A 15,643-nucleotide genomic window follows, 5' to 3' on the forward strand; every position below is an offset into this window, starting at 1 on the left:
TCAATCCAATCAAAATACAGTCTTATAGCACGAAAAGGAAAATTAAAATCGAAAACTGTTTAAACGTTTAAGCTGCAATATAGGCTTAAACGTTTAAACAAACAAACAATTATTTATGTTTTTTTTGGGCTTTTTAAAAACTGACTGAAAATTAATATTGAATGTCATGCGTGACAGAGAGCGAATGCAGCCCGGAACATACTCAGGGAAGCTAAAAATATTGTCTGGCTGCCCACCGCAGCCGGACGTTAAACAAAAACAGGCGGAGGCGTCCCCACCCAGGGAGTCTGTGAAACCTGAAGCGAAGGCTACGCAAAAGGAGAAATCTAATGCATAGCTGTACCATTGAGATCACATTCAATAAAACAATGGGAATCTTCGTATCTTCGTAACATGTTAACGAAATACCCCATAGGCATCCAGAGTTTTCGGGAAATCCGCGATGGCGGCTATGTTTATATTGATAAGACTGAAATTATCCACAAGATGGTGGATACAGGTAAGTATTATTTTTTGAGCCGTCCAAGACGGTTCGGCAAGACGCTGTTGGTGAATACTATTAGAGAGCTGTTTAATGGCAGTAAGGCTCTTTTTGAAGGTTTATGGATACATGATAATTGGGATTGGACAAATACGAATCCCGTCATTCATATTAAATTTGCGGAATTGCCTTATAAAGAAGAAGGGCTCAGCAATGCCATCACCTATGGCCTTACCATAAATGCCGAAAGATTGGGAATCGATTTAACAGGAAATAACATTAAGGTTCAGTTCAGAGAACTGATTCGCAGGGCTGCTCAAAAAGGTAAAGTCGTTATATTAATAGATGAATACGATAAACCGATTATCGACTTTATGGATGAACCGGAGATCATGGAGATCAATCGTTCTATTATGAAAAGCTTTTATTCCATTCTCAAAGACAGCGATGATTATATCCGTTTCTTAATGATTACCGGTGTGAGCCAGTTTAGCCAGGTAAGTATCTTCTCTGACCTGAATAACCTTCGTAACATTACTTTAGTTGATGACTATGGCGCCATAGCTGGTGTTACCCAGGCGGAACTTGAGACTAATTTCGGACAAGAAATCAGCCAGTTACAAAAGCAAAATCCGGACATATTGAATCAGATTAAACAATGGTACAATGGTTATACCTGGAACATGCTGACCTGGGTGTATAACCCGTTTTCTATTCTAAATTTTATGGCTGGCCCCAAGTTTAGAAATTACTGGTTTGTCACAGGAACACCAAGCTTTCTTATACACCTGCTTAAAACAAGGCAAATGTATGATGTTGAAGGCATCCAATTGGGAGAAGTCTCTTTATCAACACTCAACGTGGAAAATCCCAACCCAGGTTCTTTACTTTTTCAAACAGGGTATCTGACAATTAAAAATATATCGCCCGACGGTCAGGTCTACGAATTGGGATATCCGAACAAGGAAGTAAAGGCAAGTCTGGTAGATGGTCTACTTAGCGCCTACCGGGAAGCCCCTAGCGAAGATTCTGTTGCTCTGATGGCAAAAGTAAAATCGGATCTTGAAAGTGGCGATATAACCGGTCTTACTCATCAGCTAAATGCCCTGATTGCCACCATTCCCTATGACCACTGGAATGCAGATACAGAATCTATATTTACCATCATTACTTTTCTGACTTTTCAGTTTGCCGCAATAGACATGCATACCGAAGTGCATAGTTCTAAGGGCAGATGTGATTTATTGGTAAAAACGGGGCGTTATATTTACGTGATGGAACTCAAATTGGACGGCACGGCTGAAGAGGCCTTGCAGCAGGTTATCGAAAAAGGGTACCTGCAACCCTATGCTGCTGATATCAGGAAGAAATTCGCGGTTGGCATTTCCTTTTCCTCAAAAAAAAGAGAAATACAGTCCTATTTAGTGAAGGAACTGTAGTGCCGCAAAGGGATATCATCATTATTCATTCTACCGGCTTTCAAATATCTGAGCTATGTCGCTAGTTCATAACTATGATACTGGTCTGAGTCGGACCCTGCTTTGCAAAGACATGCTGGCTGTTATTCATAACCGGGCAGAACAGGTCTGGACATTTTGTATTCAACGGGATTTAGCGCTTCCAAAAAAGCGATCAGTTCTTCTTTTTCCTGGTTTGTAAGGTGCAGCGGTTTTAAAAGGGGATCGGTATAGGGGTACAGGGAGTCTACTGCCGGGCTAACCCGCCCGTCCAATTGATGCATACCGCTGTTATACAAATTAATGACACCCTTCAGGTTATCAAACAAACCGTTATGCAGCCAGGGACGGGTATGTAAGAGGTCTCTGAGCGTGGCTGTTTTAAATTTACCCACATCTTCTTTTTTCCCGGTGACCGTGTAACGGCCCGGATCCTGATATTTACGACCGTAGTACGTCAGACCAATATTATGATACTGCAAATCCGTAAAATAGACCCCATTATGACAGTTCATGCAACGGGCCTTGGTCCTGAATATATGCAGCCCTCTGATCTCCTCAGGTTTCAGGGCATTTTTTCTACCCAGCATAAAGAGTGCCCCGCCGACCACGCCCATAATCAATAACGAAGAGGCCGTTTTAGTACAGCTATCCAGCCCTTTAATACTTAGCGTGAATATGACCGGATACATCACTGATGTGAAGAGCCCGACGATCGCTAAAGAGAAAAATAGAGCCGCCTGTCAGTATCGCTACAACAACCAACATCATCGCTCCTCCGGCTGATGAAATCAGAAGTACCACTGAAGGTTTTATTCGTTTCAGCAAAAAGGCACCACCCAGACGACCGGCCAGTACCAGTCCCATGTACAAAGAGATAAATAATGCTGACTTCTGCTGTGTAAGCCCGGGGATATGCAGGGACTGTGCATCGGTAGGGCAAAGGCCTCCTTTTATTTTCAGAATCTTATAAATGGCTAAGAAAATCCTTATTTTCTATTGTACCAAATCTATTGAAATAGCAAGAGTAATAATAAAATCGATCGTTGATAATAGTTTCAAAGCGAAATTAGAATAAAAGCCACCCAAGAAGTTTTTTGTTTGCGCTACATCTCTCTATATTATAAATTTTCCAGCCTGCCCAAAAAAGTACCTACATCTTCCTTAGCATCAAAATTTTCCACCTAAAAATGCATCCCAGATTGGCCTAAATCGACTTCGCTTTCCAATAGCCACAAGCAAAACATTCGAATCTAATACAACTCTCATTAAGACTTTTTATAAGGTGTTCTAAAGTGTTCCTTACTCAACTTTTCATAATCCGATTCAGTAATATCATTATTTTCTTCCCAATTATCCAACACCTCATCTAATTGCTTTCCTAAAAGCTGAACGGCTAATCTCCGTAATTGCTGAAAATACTCTTTAGGAAGTGGATTACGTAATAGACGTAGCATATCCAATTGTTGCTCATTTAAATTCGGGCTACCCAACGCTGTTTCCATAAAATATTCTTTTTAATAATCAATTTTAAAAGGCTTAAATTTATCGATCGAAGCCTAAAGCGAAGATACGAAATTTAAAACGTTTCTCCTTAAATCCGGCTAAATGTGACTATAAAAATATAGAGAGTTTTTATATTGGATTTGAAGAAATATAGGCCGATTTGACAAAAAATCAACACACTATGAATCAATATATTAAATCAAATCTGACGCAACCAGAGCTGATAAATTTGCCCATTGCCTCCTTATTGACACTAAGAACAGAATCTGTTAATCAACAAATGGCAAAACGGATCAGGCAGGCATAAAATTATATCACACTAAAGAAATAAATGAATAGCAACAATCCCATCCGGGAAAGCAGTCTGATTGCTCTTCGCATATGTTGCTCCACCGTATTGACGGAAAGGCCTAACCGGTTAGCCACTTCTTTATTAGATAAATCGGACAGGCGTCTGAGCTTAAAAACTTCACCGCATTTCTTAGGCAGTTGATCAATCGCTTCATACAGCAAAGCATACTGTTCTTTAGCAATTAATGCTGATGCAGGATCATTCTTACTAACCGCTTCCGGTGCAGCATCGATAGAAATGGCAGACATACTGCTGGCTTCTTTACGGTAATAATCAATCACTTTATTCTTTAAAACAACCTTTAAGTAACCAAGCGGGTTTAAAAAGGGCGTCCCCCTATGCTGATAAAATTTAAGGAAGCTATCCTGAACGATTTCTTCAGCTACAGCAGCGTCAGCTGTTTTAATGAAGGCCAGGTGTACAAGCGCTTTCACACGCCTTTTGTAAAAGACAGCAAAGGCTGCCTCCTCCCCTAGATTCCAGCGGTTAATCAGTTCAATATCACTTAATACGTTTAATTGTATGTAATCCTCCTTGCTAATGACCAGTCGTTTAATGTTAACCAAAAGTAAACAGTATTTCGATTTAAAAAAAAATAAAAAATCATGTCACTTGGCTAACGGCTGCTTCAGATTTATTCGTCTTTAGTTATAACGCTAATTATCAGCGGCCAGACAAATAAAAATCATGGACCAGGTAAGACTCAAAGCATTATTGGAAAAATACAGGCAAGGAAGCTGTAACGCGGAAGAGCTTGCACTGATCGAAGACTGGTATGAAAATCTTGGGTTGAATCGTAAACTCAATAAAGAAAAAGCTGCCAGCTTCTTACGACAGCTGGAAAATGCAGGACCTGATTTTGAAGAGCATATGTATGAAGGTTTTCTAAGCAAATTGCAGCAACAGCAGGACAGGCCGGCCGAGAACATAGAGGATCATCAGTTTACAAAATACAGTAAGCGCAATAAACGGTTAATGGCCGCAGCTTCTATCATCCTGTTACTGGGGCTTGGCTGGTGGGGGATCCGTTTTATTGCAAACTCAGGCTCCCATCAAATCCAGACTGCAAGACTCGCAGACACCATTCAACCGGTAAGCATCACTGGCAGTCCAGGGCAAAACAGGGCCATACTGACGCTGGCCGGCGGGCAAACGATCCTGCTCGACACCCTTAAAAACGGCTTAATTGCCACAACTGGTGGCTTCAAGCTGATGAACAAGGCAGGCACCTTGAATTTCTCCATGCCGGAAGCTGGCGCTCAAAATACATCCGGGCCAACGGCAAGTGCGCCGGCAGGTCAGAATACCCTTCGCACTGCAGCCGGTGAACAATATAAACTTATTTTACCAGATGGCACCAAAGTATGGCTAAATGCAGCATCCACACTGGAGTTTCCGGCCAGCTTTGCACAGGCAAAAACCCGATCCGTGAAACTTGAAGGAGAAGCTTATTTTGAAGTGGTACACAATAGCCGGCAACCATTTATGGTGCAGACGGCCCACCAGACCATTGAAGATCTGGGCACTGCGTTTAATGTCACGGCATACAAGGATGATCCTTTTACAAAAACAACACTGCTCGAAGGCGCTGTTCAGGTCAGTAATGCAGCCGGCCGCCATAGGGCTCCGACAACGCTCGTTCCAGGGCAGCAGGCTTCTCTGGCCAACGCAGACCATGGTGAAGGAAATATCAGAGTGGCACGCGTCGAAACAGAAAGTGTAGTCGCCTGGAAAAACGGTTATTTCCGTTTTGACGGCGAGGACATTTATGCCATAATGCGTCGGGTTTCCCGGTGGTACAAAGTCCAGGTCGTATATGACGAACCTGTATCAAAAAACAGTATGGAAGGCTCTATGAGCAGGTTTGAGAATGTATCCAAAATATTAAACATCATAGAAAAGACCGGACTGTTTAAATTTAAAATGGAAGGCAGCACCATTCATGTCAGTGCCCAATAAAACGAATTGAATAAAGTATTTAACCTGATAAAATATATACCCAAATGAACAGCCAGCTTTATCCCACATAGCATAGACCGAACGCCAGCAACGACGATAAAAGAAAGACGCCTGGAGTGGTACGAACACTTCAGACGCCCAATGATCGTAAAGCTGCCAATGTCTATTCATTATTTACGCTTGGATTCCGGAAACAGAACAGAAATTGATTATTCACCTTACAATCTAAAATTATGCATTTTTCGCCTCCCGACAAAAATGGCTATGGAAGATTTCTTCCACTGGCTAAAAAAGTTCTTTTTATGCGTATTCTTCCTATTACCTGTCTGGCATTATTTGTAAATCTGGCTATCGCAGCCAGTGGCCAGAAGGTGAGTCTAAAGACTAAAAACAGTTCCATACATCAGATTCTGGAAAAAATAAAAGCCCAGACCGGCTTCAATTACTTTCTGGTAAGAGAAGATGTCAAATCCGCCCGTCCTATTACTGTTACCTTGACCAATGTCGATTTAAAGACGGCCCTGGACCAAATACTAAAAGGCCAGCCGCTCTCCTATGCTATTGAGGATAAAGTGATTATCATTAGAAAAGACAGAAATAAAATCTCTGCCGCTGCAACCACTGTCAGTGCTCCTGTAGAAGTAACGGGAAAGGTGAGCGATGAAAACGGCCTGCCCGTAAGCGGAGCCAGCATTATCATCGCAGAAACGGGCAAAGGAACCATTACTAGTGAACTGGGCACATTCAAGCTCCATTTAAACAAAGGAGACAAACTTATAGTGTCCCACCTGGGCTTCGCTACAAAAACGCTGACCTTTGACGGTGCATCAGAGCTGACCATTCAACTAGTCAAAACTGAAAACAATCTCTCAGAAATCGTCGTGATCGGTTATGGAACCGTCAATAAAAAAGATCTCACAGGAGCCGTGGCAACGGTCAAGGCAGAAGATGTAGATGTCTCTACCAGCTCCAGCATTGCCCAGACCCTACAGGGAAAGGCGGCAGGTGTCCAGATCACACAGGCAACCGGTCAGCCTGGAGCCAATGCCAAAATCCAGATCAGAAGCAACCCGTCGCCGAGCGCACCGGACATTCTCTATGTTGTTGATGGAGTACCCATCGATAACGGCGCCTCCCAGCCCGCGCTGACGGGCACCATCGGTGGTGGCAAATACGGTACGGGTGGCGCAGACAAGAGCCCGCTGAACTTTATCAATCCCAATGATATTGCCTCTATTGAATTTTTAAAAGACCCCAGCTCCACGTCCATCTATGGTAGCAGAGCAGGATCCGGTGTCGTACTGATTACCACCAAACACGGTAAGGAAGGCAAAACCATGATTAACTATAGTGGCAATTATGGCATACAGCGTGTCGATAAAATGTATCCGGTTTATGGCGCTAAAGATTATATGCTACAAAGAAATGCATTGGCCCAGGAAATCTGGTTAAGAGACAATAAGATAGCCCCTTATTATGGCACGGTCAATAGTAATGATCCAAGCCTGACACCCTTCCATCCAATATATAGCAATACGGAGATTGATCAGGCAGTAGACTATGGCCAGAGTGCCATGGATGCGATTACCAGAAATGCCTATACAGAACAGCACAATCTGTCGATGTCGGGTGGCAATATGAAAACCACTTATTTCGCATCGGCCAACTACTATAATCAAAAAGGCGTCATTATCGGCTCTGACTATAAACGCTATAACGGCAGACTGAACATCGATCATAAGGTATCCGACCAGATCAAAGTCGGTGCAAATGTTTTAGTGTCCGGATCCACAGCCAACAACACCCTGACAGGAGGTGCCAATGAAAATGGCGGAATCATCACTGCAGCTATTTACTGGGCGCCTATTTTACCGCTGCAGGCCGCAGACGGCTCTTATCCCATCAGTCCTTATTACCCCAATATTCCCAACCCGCTCTCCTATGGCACGCTGACCAATACTACCGGTAATAACAGGGTGCTCAGCAGCGCTTACGGCCAGTGGGAGATCATGTCCGGCTTAACCGCAAAAGCGCAGTTCAGCTATGACTGGTCTACCTCCAGAACCTCTGCATATCTACCCACAACCTTCCTGTTTGGCAGCCAGGTCAATGGAGAAGCCAGTGTCGATGAAACCAGAGCCTATCAGAAAACCATGATTTATAGCCTGAATTATAATAAGGATATCGCAGCGCGTCATCATTTAAATGCGGTATTGGCTTATGATTATGAAGCGGGAGGTGGTGACTATCTATCAGCCGCCAACCAAAATTTTATCTCAGATATCGTTAAGTATTATAACCTCGGAATGGGCCAGGCAGCTAAGCCCAGTGTAGGGTCTTCCAAACAGGCAGAGTTGGTTTCTTCCTCTGTAGTGGCAAGAGCCATATACACGTATAAAGGCAATATCACCTTGCAGGCCTCTATAAGACGGGACGGTTTTTCGACTTTTGCCGAAGGTAAAAAATGGGGCTACTTTCCGGGTGTCTCTGCGGGATGGGTTATCTCGGATGAAGGCTTCTTTAAGTCCGTAACACCTGTCAATTATCTTAAATTAAGAGCTGGGTACGGAGAAACGGGTAATCCGCTCACCCTGGGATCCGCCTTCGCCCTGTACGGCTCTTCTCAGAGCCCCTATTTTGGAGAAGGCCAGGTAAATACAGGTATTTCCCTCACACAGGCAGCCAATCCCAATCTCTCCTGGGAGACCAGAGCAGGTATTAATGCCGGTATCGATTTTGGTGTACTGAACAACAGACTAACCGGGTCATTTGACTATTACAGCACCACCAACCGCAATCTGCTCAAATATGTGGCATATCCAGTCGGTTTTATCATCAACGGCGTATATATTAATGATGGCAAAACCCGCTCTACGGGTTATGAGCTCAGTTTACAAAGCAAAAACATTGTCTCCCATAATGATGGTTTTACCTGGTCTACTTCTCTTAATTTCTCCCACTACCTAAATTACTGGGTGGAAAGAGCTGACATGGATCTAAAGACATTACCGAAGTATGAAGTAGCTACGGGCAAAAATGCACTGTATAACCCCATTTATGGGTATCAGTCATCCGGTATATTCAAGGGAGCGTTTGGTACAGCGCCTACCTGGATGCCTGGCATGTTGCCCGGCGGGCTTATTATAAATGATATTGCAGGGTATGATGACAATGGCAACCTGACCGGACCTGATGGCATCATTTCCTCTGCCGATCATCTACTGCTAGGGAACGGTGATCCCAAATTCAGTTTTGGGGTAGGTAATAAATTTACATTCAAGGGCTTTGATCTGAACATCTTCCTTTCGGGCATGGTTCAGCATAACTGGTCTCCTTTGAACGGCGCCAGAGTACTGGAAACCCAAATGAATGCACATGGTTGGAATGCCATGGTCAGCCGTTCAGATCCCTGGAGCAGTCTGCATCCCAACGGCACTTTACCGACTTCCCTGGTAGACGGCTCCTATTCCCAATATCAGAATAGCGCCAGCTATTGGTGGGTTAATAGTTCCTATCTGCGTTGTAAAAGCCTGATGCTGGGCTATAGCCTTCCGGCTAAGTTACTAGCGGGACAAAAGGTACTGTCCAGCGTCCGCATATCCTTTGATGCGCAGAATCTCTTTACCATTACTGATTATCCGGGGCTGGATCCGGAGCTCAATGCGGGTAACTACTACCCACTGGTCAAAAGTTATGTTTTCGGCATTAACTGTACTTTCTAACCTCAACTTAATTTACCATGAACCTATTATCATATAAGCATATAGCAGGCGCCGCAGCAATGGCTGTAGGTTGCCTGACAGTTCTGACCCTGGGATCAGGTTGCACCAAGGACCTGGCATTTAATCCTTATGGAGACCTGTCCAGCGTTGTCAATTCCAAACAAGGCGCGGTGGCGCTTGTAAACGCCGCCTACACCGGCCTGGCAGGTGGCGGGGACTATAATGGCGGCTGGGATGCGGGCACTTATTCCTACCGCACACAAGCAATGATGACCACAGACGAAGGCGTCTGCGCCTGGGGCGGTGACTGGGCCAATATGCGGAGCCTGAACTTCACACCTGATTTCGATTGGGTCACGCACAATTTCACCAAGTATACACCCTATATTTCTACCATTACGGTGGACCTGGCGAAGATCCAGGCACTCAATCCGGACGGCAAGGATAGCCTGCTCAACCGGTATGTCGGAGAACTAAAAGGCCTGCGAGCCGAATACGCGGAACAACTTTACTTCTACTATGGTCCCTTCACCATTAAAACCGATGCAGAGGATGCTGCCAACCCTGATGCTCCTTATGTCCCCCGTCCGGACAGGCAGGAGGTTGTGGCACAAATTGAAAAGGACTATAAGGAAGCGGCGGCCATCCTGCCCAACCGGTTTACCGGCCAGGAATATGGTCGCTTCAGTAAGGCCGCCGCATTAACCGGTTTAATGAAATTATATATGCACGAAAAGGATTGGGAGAAAGCTGTCGCAGTGGGCCAGCAGTTAAAGACACTCGGGTATACGCTTTCGGAAAATTATGAGGACAATTTTAATATTAACAATAAAGGCGGTGCAAATCCTGAAATTATTCTGGCGGTTGTCTGCTCTCCCACAGGCGGTGATTCCTACTCCAACTATTGGCTGGCCATGTCACTTCCTCCGGATTACCAGGATCCCAGCGGCATTCCCTTAACGGCGTGGGGTGGCTATAAAATGCCCTGGAAGACTTATGACAAATTTGATCCGGCCGACAAACGGCTGAAAGTCCTTTTAGAAAAGTATCCCGTTGGCAAAGATGCCAATGGTAATATACTGTATAAGGATGCCAGGGCGGCAGGAGATCCTGGCGCCGTTCCTATGAAATTTGGCCCCGATCCTTCCAGGGCCAACTCTCAGAACAGTGGTATCGACTTTCCGGTCTTCAGATATGCAGATGTTTTGCTCATGCTTGCTGAAAGCATCAATGAAGCTGAAGGAGCACCTGATGCAGAGGCCTATAATGCTATCAATCAGGTCCGGGAGCGGGCGGGGCTGGCACCGCTTGCCAACTTAAATCACGATAGTTTCCTAAAGGCGATCCAGGATGAAAGGCTTTTTGAGCTTTGGGGAGAAGGCTGGCGCAGAGACGATCTGATTCGCTGGGGGCTTTACCTGAAAAGAGCGACTGATGACGGCTCCACACACAGCGACGCCAGTAAGCTCTTGATGCCACTTCCAAGATCCGTGATTGCACAAAGTGGCGGCGTAATTAAGCAAAACCCGGATTATAAATAATGGCGGAAGAATGACTATTTAACACTGGTCTTCTTCCTGAGCAAAACGCCATTAGAAGTAGTGCCGTAACAAATGGGGACAGCACGAGAGGCTGTTCCCATTTTTGGTTATTAAAGGCATGATCCATATTTAACAGATATCTAATTTACCATGCAAAACAACAGTATGTTTTATAATGCAACACGCCTTAAAAGCGCCCGGGCTTCTATCCTCTTTTATTCAATATTATTTATAGCAGTAGCCGGTTGCTCCGGTAGCCGGCAAACAGCTGGCAATACACATTCATCCCCTGGAAATTCGGTCACCCACGTCAAAAATCTAAAAAATGCGGAGAGATTTCAGACGCTGGGCACCAGGTCCTGGATCAAACTTAGCTGGTCAAAAGATCAGTTACCGGCTGGACTAAAGTATTTCACGCTTCAATGGACCGACAAAAGCAATCACCAAACCAAGACTCAATTGGTCAACGTAAGTAGCAATCGCTTTTATATGCATCCAGTCGAACCTGGCAGGCATTACCAGCTTATCGTAAAAGGAACAGTAAGCCGGTCTAACAGGGATAAGACATTATTTTCCCGCGAGGTATTCACCGATACAACTTGGCACCTTTCAGACCGGGAAGCCGCTCAGCTGGACATTCCCAGCTCTGCTTCCCTACCCCCGGGCATGGCCTTATTTTTCCACGATGAGTTCAATGACAGCCTACTGGATCGAAACAAATGGTTTGACTCATACTATTCCACACTCGACTATAATAACAAAGTTCAGTGGCCCGCCTTTCAAAAAAATCAGCTACCTAAGGCAGCCTTTCATCTCAATGGCAGGTATATTGATTTAATCGTCAATGATTCACTACCTAAAATTCCGTTTTTTAAGGATGGCAAAAAGATATCCTCTATACAAACCTATGACTGGGTGACCAATACCAATTTACTGCCTAATGAAAAAGGCGGTTATTATGAAGTAAGGGTCAGGAGGAACTTTACAGGCCATCCGTCCGGTCTGAATACGGCCTTCTGGTTTGATAGCCCTGGTCCGGATTTAAGATATTACTATCAAGAGGGAACAAAGATAAATGGGGTTTCAGGAATCCGGCCAAAAGGCCAGCTTTTTGAAATTGATATGTTTGAAAACATGAATGCTCAGTTTGTCATGCACGGGCATGTGGATAGCAATGGACATTTTGTCCATAATTTAACCACTGATATTGCCAGAGGATATAAACACAAAGATAACTGGGTCGTGCATGGATTGCTATGGACGCCTAATGCCATAAAGCATTACATTAACGGAAAACTAATCCACAGTTATGATGATCCCCATCAGATCTATAGCCCGGATCATTTTATGAATGTGCTGTTGGGGGCATATGGCAAGGGAGGCAGCGTATCTCTTCAGGTCGACTATATAAGGGCCTATCACTGGCCTGTCAGCGCAGACAATGAGCTTCCTAATGCTGATTTTGAGCTAAATGACAATCTGCTCCCCTGGCAGGGGACAGCAACGATCAGCCAGGTTAAAAAAATTGCCGGGCGTGCGTCCGCAAAACTCAGTCCGGGAGACAGCCTTTATCAATATGTGTATGTCAGTCCAAACAGCCATTACCGTCTCACATTCTCCTGTCTGGGATCGGGCAAACTTACAGCAGCAGTCGGCCATGTTAAAGAAGTGACCGGTATCATTACAAGCGCCACCCAGAAAAGCTACGTACTTGACGGTCAACTGCAGCAAAACCTGCTGGTTTTCGAAACTAAAAATGCGCCGAAGGGACACACAAAGACAATAAGAATTCTATTTAAAAATAACGGATCAGCTCCCCTATATCTGGATAATGTTGTTTTAACGCACCAATAACGAACCCAGGCAGATAATTACCGGCCCTTTTGCCGACAATTGGCCGGTAATTTAACTAAATGATTGTAGAACTTCTTGCATATTTTGAGCAATCGTTGACATAATTTCAGTCCTTTATACATCCATTTTGTAAAGCAAAAAACCATCAGCATTGCCTTTTTTCTCCAAAATGTCCTTGGCCACATTATATATAGGCACACCTGATAGTTGACCTTTGAGTAGGCCGGCGTGTGCATGCCCATGAAAGGCCACTTCCACGTTTTGCCTTATTATCGGTTCGGCCAGTCTGGAAGAGCCCAGGAAAGGATAAATAGCCTCCGGTTCACCCTGTATGGTTTGACTACAAGGGGCGTAATGCATTAGGGCCACCTTTTTTATATCCGGTTGCTCCTTATCTAATCTGGCCAGCGCTCTTTCCAATTTAAGTGATTCCATAACCGCCGCTTCGACAAAATCCTTCATTTCTTTCTCTCCGAACATCGCAAGCATATGGTTATCGAATCCACCTCCAAAGCCTTTAATGCCGGCAAAACCAACACCTTTTATAATAACACTTTCTCCGTCCAGGACATACAAGCCCGGATGTTGAAGCAGGCATTCGCGAATCATTTTCTCGCGCCCTTTTTCATAATCATGATTACCTAAAACGCAAAGTATGGGAATCGAGCAGCGTGACATTGATTCTAATAAAAGAGTTGCTTCACTTTCATCCCCCGTATGGGTTAAATCCCCTGCCAGCAATAACAGGTCAGCCTTCCCGCCAACACGTGAAAACAGATCGGCATACCGGCCGGCATCTTCCTTACAGGCGTGCAAATCTCCTACGGCCGCTATATTTATTACTTCTTTACTTTCTCTATTCATCTCGTTTGGGCGGTTCATAGGGCATCGGTTTAAAATTCCACTGTTGAATATCTACATCATATTGGGCATGATCAATTAATGGGCCTTTGCATATGTGTTCATTTTTATATTTCTCGTTATACTGACCATGAAAGCGCTTCATTAACCTTTCAAAAACATTCTGCGGAATGATCGTTCTCCAGTCATTGGGATAGACGAAGAGAAATGACAGCATCTGCATGGCAAGAAGTTCCGGATGTTCGTCCATGATCTTCAATAGCTTTACCCAGTCTATATTAGTGCCATAACGCAGCCAGATATGATTGATATCCGCGCCGTCATAACGTTCTCTGCTTTGCACATATATCTTCCCCATAATGAGTACTTCTGCAGAAAGGACCTTTACATTTCGACCGAACAAAGTGCCGGAAACTGCTGTTTGAAACCATGTCTGATCCACCAACCAAAGCCGGTTCATTGCTCCAAATATCACATCAATGAAATATCCGTCGCCACTGAATATCTTTCCGAGCCAGTGGTCTTCGGTTAGCTCGGTCTCATAGCCCAGGTCGTTGAAATAATCCAGAATTGCCAGGCAGTCTTGCGGAAGGCAATAAATGTCTAAATCCTTTGTGTCACGGTAAACTCCCGCATAATGAAACACAGCAAAAGCGCCTCCGATTAAAAACGGAATACCACTTTTAGACAGCTGTTTAAGGCTATCTTTATAAAAATCTGTCTTGTGGGTATCGTCAAAATGTATCCCGATATTTCTCATGACTTCATAATTTAAAATAGACCCTAAAAAAACTGTGCATTCGATATAAACGACTCAAATAACGTTCTACCTCTAACAACAGCCCCAATTTTAATACTGTTAAATATGGATACCAAAACTGAAGCAAGTGCACATACTGTTGAGTGGGTCGCCCCCTTTCGCCGCGGCATACAAATTGCGAGAAATCCAGTAAGGAGGATACGACTATGATAACCAAAAAAACGCCTGTAAAAAGAAAAAAAACCGCCGATAAGGCATTAGCTGGCAAAAAAGCCGTTAAACAGCAAAAGAAAGTCAAAAAAGTTCCTGGCACCGATAGTTATAATCAAGTGAAGCGGTTTCAGGGCCAACAGTACACCGGCATGCAGATAGGCAGAAGTCATCATTGGGATTATGACAAAGGAGACTGGAAAGAAACTAAAATCACACCTGATCTGTGGGAAATATCTTTCAACGTCACAAAAAGAAGAAAAGGCCGGGGGGCTCCAGAAGGTTCCGGTGTTCCGGTAGATACGGAGTACCATTGGTATATACTGGCCAATCAAACGGCAAAAAAATTAAACGCGAACGACTACAGCACTTCGATGCATGGATTGAAATTCAAATTGGCACACAAAAGAGCCGATAAGCATAAATGGAGTGTGACCGGTCCTACACAGCGACAACATTTGATAAAATTTTTAAAAGATTTCATTGCTCAGCTGGAAAAAGATCCTGTACCGCTGGAATTCGACTATAAGGATGTCGTCTATAAAGGCGAGGGAATACCTATTGAACAAACTTGCCGTGATGGTGTTTGTTATGAATTGGATATTACATTAAACGATGAAAGTATGGGTATTATCCGCTGTACAAAAAGCGGTTGGAAGATGGACGGCATTGAACAGGGCCTGGTGGACGCCATTGGAAATGAAATTTTCCTATACTTTGAATAAGTAAATACTTGCAGAAACCTCAATTGTATCAAATAGAACGTTGAGCTCAGCGCCATAATGACCACCCGTTCTCACAGTTATCAAAACAAGAATTTGCCGTTCTGTTATTACTCCTGGAAGGGCGGGGATTAAAGGAGATTCAAATATGATCAATCCGGGCATTTCAGCGGTAAGCACCTTTCCGGTCATGGTATTTTAAAAAATTAAAGGTCAAT

12 protein-coding genes are annotated in these 15,643 nt (G+C 44.1%); 6 read left to right on the plus strand and 6 right to left on the minus strand.

The genetic code is table 11. From position 1 onward, the window contains the following. Positions 1-393 precede the first annotated feature (393 nt). On the plus strand, positions 394-1,920 hold the full coding sequence (locus K9M52_RS00200; protein WP_224070050.1) for an ATP-binding protein: 1,527 nt from the start codon (positions 394-396) through the stop codon (positions 1,918-1,920). 122 nt (positions 1,921-2,042) lie between these two features. Here the strand turns inward: K9M52_RS00200 and K9M52_RS00205 are convergent, their stop codons facing one another. From K9M52_RS00205 to K9M52_RS00220, 4 genes are all read right to left on the minus strand, one after another. Continuing rightward, positions 2,043-2,630, minus strand: a complete 588-nt coding sequence (locus tag K9M52_RS00205) for a cytochrome-c peroxidase (RefSeq protein WP_224070051.1) — start codon at positions 2,628-2,630, stop codon at positions 2,043-2,045. Then, a complete protein-coding gene (locus K9M52_RS00210; protein WP_224070052.1) occupies positions 2,599-2,805 on the minus strand; it encodes a hypothetical protein in 207 nt (68 codons plus the stop codon). The genes K9M52_RS00205 and K9M52_RS00210 overlap by 32 nt, the downstream gene beginning before the upstream one ends. A 401-nt stretch (positions 2,806-3,206) precedes the next feature. Next, complete coding sequence (locus tag K9M52_RS00215) at positions 3,207-3,443, minus strand: hypothetical protein (protein WP_224070053.1); 237 nt, start codon at positions 3,441-3,443, stop codon at positions 3,207-3,209. 310 nt (positions 3,444-3,753) lie between these two features. Further along, positions 3,754-4,362 (minus strand): RNA polymerase sigma factor, encoded by a 609-nt coding sequence (locus K9M52_RS00220; protein WP_224070054.1) that lies wholly within the window; start codon positions 4,360-4,362, stop codon positions 3,754-3,756. A gap of 121 nt (positions 4,363-4,483) precedes the next feature. Between K9M52_RS00220 and K9M52_RS00225 the strand changes: the two genes are divergently transcribed. The 4 genes from K9M52_RS00225 to K9M52_RS00240 all read left to right on the plus strand — a co-directional run bounded on the left by K9M52_RS00225 (position 4,484) and on the right by K9M52_RS00240 (position 12,872). Next, positions 4,484-5,755, plus strand: coding sequence for a FecR family protein (locus K9M52_RS00225; RefSeq protein WP_224070055.1), 1,272 nt, complete (start codon positions 4,484-4,486; stop codon positions 5,753-5,755). Positions 5,756-5,988: 233 nt separating this feature from the next. Next, on the plus strand, positions 5,989-9,477 hold the full coding sequence (locus K9M52_RS00230; RefSeq protein ID WP_224070056.1) for a TonB-dependent receptor: 3,489 nt from the start codon (positions 5,989-5,991) through the stop codon (positions 9,475-9,477). Positions 9,478-9,494: 17 nt separating this feature from the next. Further along, positions 9,495-11,018, plus strand: coding sequence for a RagB/SusD family nutrient uptake outer membrane protein (locus tag K9M52_RS00235; protein ID WP_224070057.1), 1,524 nt, complete (start codon positions 9,495-9,497; stop codon positions 11,016-11,018). 165 nt (positions 11,019-11,183) lie between these two features. Further along, a complete protein-coding gene (locus K9M52_RS00240; RefSeq protein ID WP_224070058.1) occupies positions 11,184-12,872 on the plus strand; it encodes a glycoside hydrolase family 16 protein in 1,689 nt (562 codons plus the stop codon). Between the two features lie 114 nt (positions 12,873-12,986). On the opposite strand, the gene K9M52_RS00245 is transcribed toward K9M52_RS00240, so the two are convergent. Both K9M52_RS00245 and K9M52_RS00250 read right to left on the minus strand, forming a co-directional pair. Then, on the minus strand, positions 12,987-13,754 hold the full coding sequence (locus K9M52_RS00245) for a metallophosphoesterase family protein (RefSeq protein ID WP_224070059.1): 768 nt from the start codon (positions 13,752-13,754) through the stop codon (positions 12,987-12,989). Beyond that, a complete protein-coding gene (locus K9M52_RS00250) occupies positions 13,729-14,493 on the minus strand; it encodes a nucleotidyltransferase (protein WP_224070060.1) in 765 nt (254 codons plus the stop codon). Before K9M52_RS00250 ends, K9M52_RS00245 begins: the two co-directional genes overlap by 26 nt. A gap of 206 nt (positions 14,494-14,699) precedes the next feature. On the opposite strand from K9M52_RS00250, the gene K9M52_RS00255 reads away from it, so the two are divergent. Next, positions 14,700-15,428, plus strand: coding sequence for a hypothetical protein (locus K9M52_RS00255; RefSeq protein ID WP_224070061.1), 729 nt, complete (start codon positions 14,700-14,702; stop codon positions 15,426-15,428). Positions 15,429-15,643: the final 215 nt, after the last annotated feature.

This window comes from Arachidicoccus terrestris (genome assembly GCF_020042345.1).
Taxonomy (GTDB): domain Bacteria; phylum Bacteroidota; class Bacteroidia; order Chitinophagales; family Chitinophagaceae; genus Arachidicoccus; species Arachidicoccus terrestris.

What these genes read in the sequence shown, in the direction of transcription:
- K9M52_RS00200 (WP_224070050.1), top strand. Translation starts at nt 394, where the DNA reads ATGTTAACGAAATACCCCATAGGCATCCAGAGTTTTCGGGAAATCCGC.
- K9M52_RS00205 (WP_224070051.1), bottom strand. Translation starts at nt 2,630, where the DNA reads ATGTATCCGGTCATATTCACGCTAAGTATTAAAGGGCTGGATAGCTGT.
- K9M52_RS00210 (WP_224070052.1), bottom strand. Translation starts at nt 2,805, where the DNA reads ATGGGACTGGTACTGGCCGGTCGTCTGGGTGGTGCCTTTTTGCTGAAA.
- K9M52_RS00215 (WP_224070053.1), bottom strand. Translation starts at nt 3,443, where the DNA reads ATGGAAACAGCGTTGGGTAGCCCGAATTTAAATGAGCAACAATTGGAT.
- K9M52_RS00225 (WP_224070055.1), top strand. Translation starts at nt 4,484, where the DNA reads ATGGACCAGGTAAGACTCAAAGCATTATTGGAAAAATACAGGCAAGGA.
- K9M52_RS00230 (WP_224070056.1), top strand. Translation starts at nt 5,989, where the DNA reads ATGCATTTTTCGCCTCCCGACAAAAATGGCTATGGAAGATTTCTTCCA.
- K9M52_RS00235 (WP_224070057.1), top strand. Translation starts at nt 9,495, where the DNA reads ATGAACCTATTATCATATAAGCATATAGCAGGCGCCGCAGCAATGGCT.
- K9M52_RS00240 (WP_224070058.1), top strand. Translation starts at nt 11,184, where the DNA reads ATGTTTTATAATGCAACACGCCTTAAAAGCGCCCGGGCTTCTATCCTC.
- K9M52_RS00245 (WP_224070059.1), bottom strand. Translation starts at nt 13,754, where the DNA reads ATGAACCGCCCAAACGAGATGAATAGAGAAAGTAAAGAAGTAATAAAT.
- K9M52_RS00250 (WP_224070060.1), bottom strand. Translation starts at nt 14,493, where the DNA reads ATGAGAAATATCGGGATACATTTTGACGATACCCACAAGACAGATTTT.
- K9M52_RS00255 (WP_224070061.1), top strand. Translation starts at nt 14,700, where the DNA reads ATGATAACCAAAAAAACGCCTGTAAAAAGAAAAAAAACCGCCGATAAG.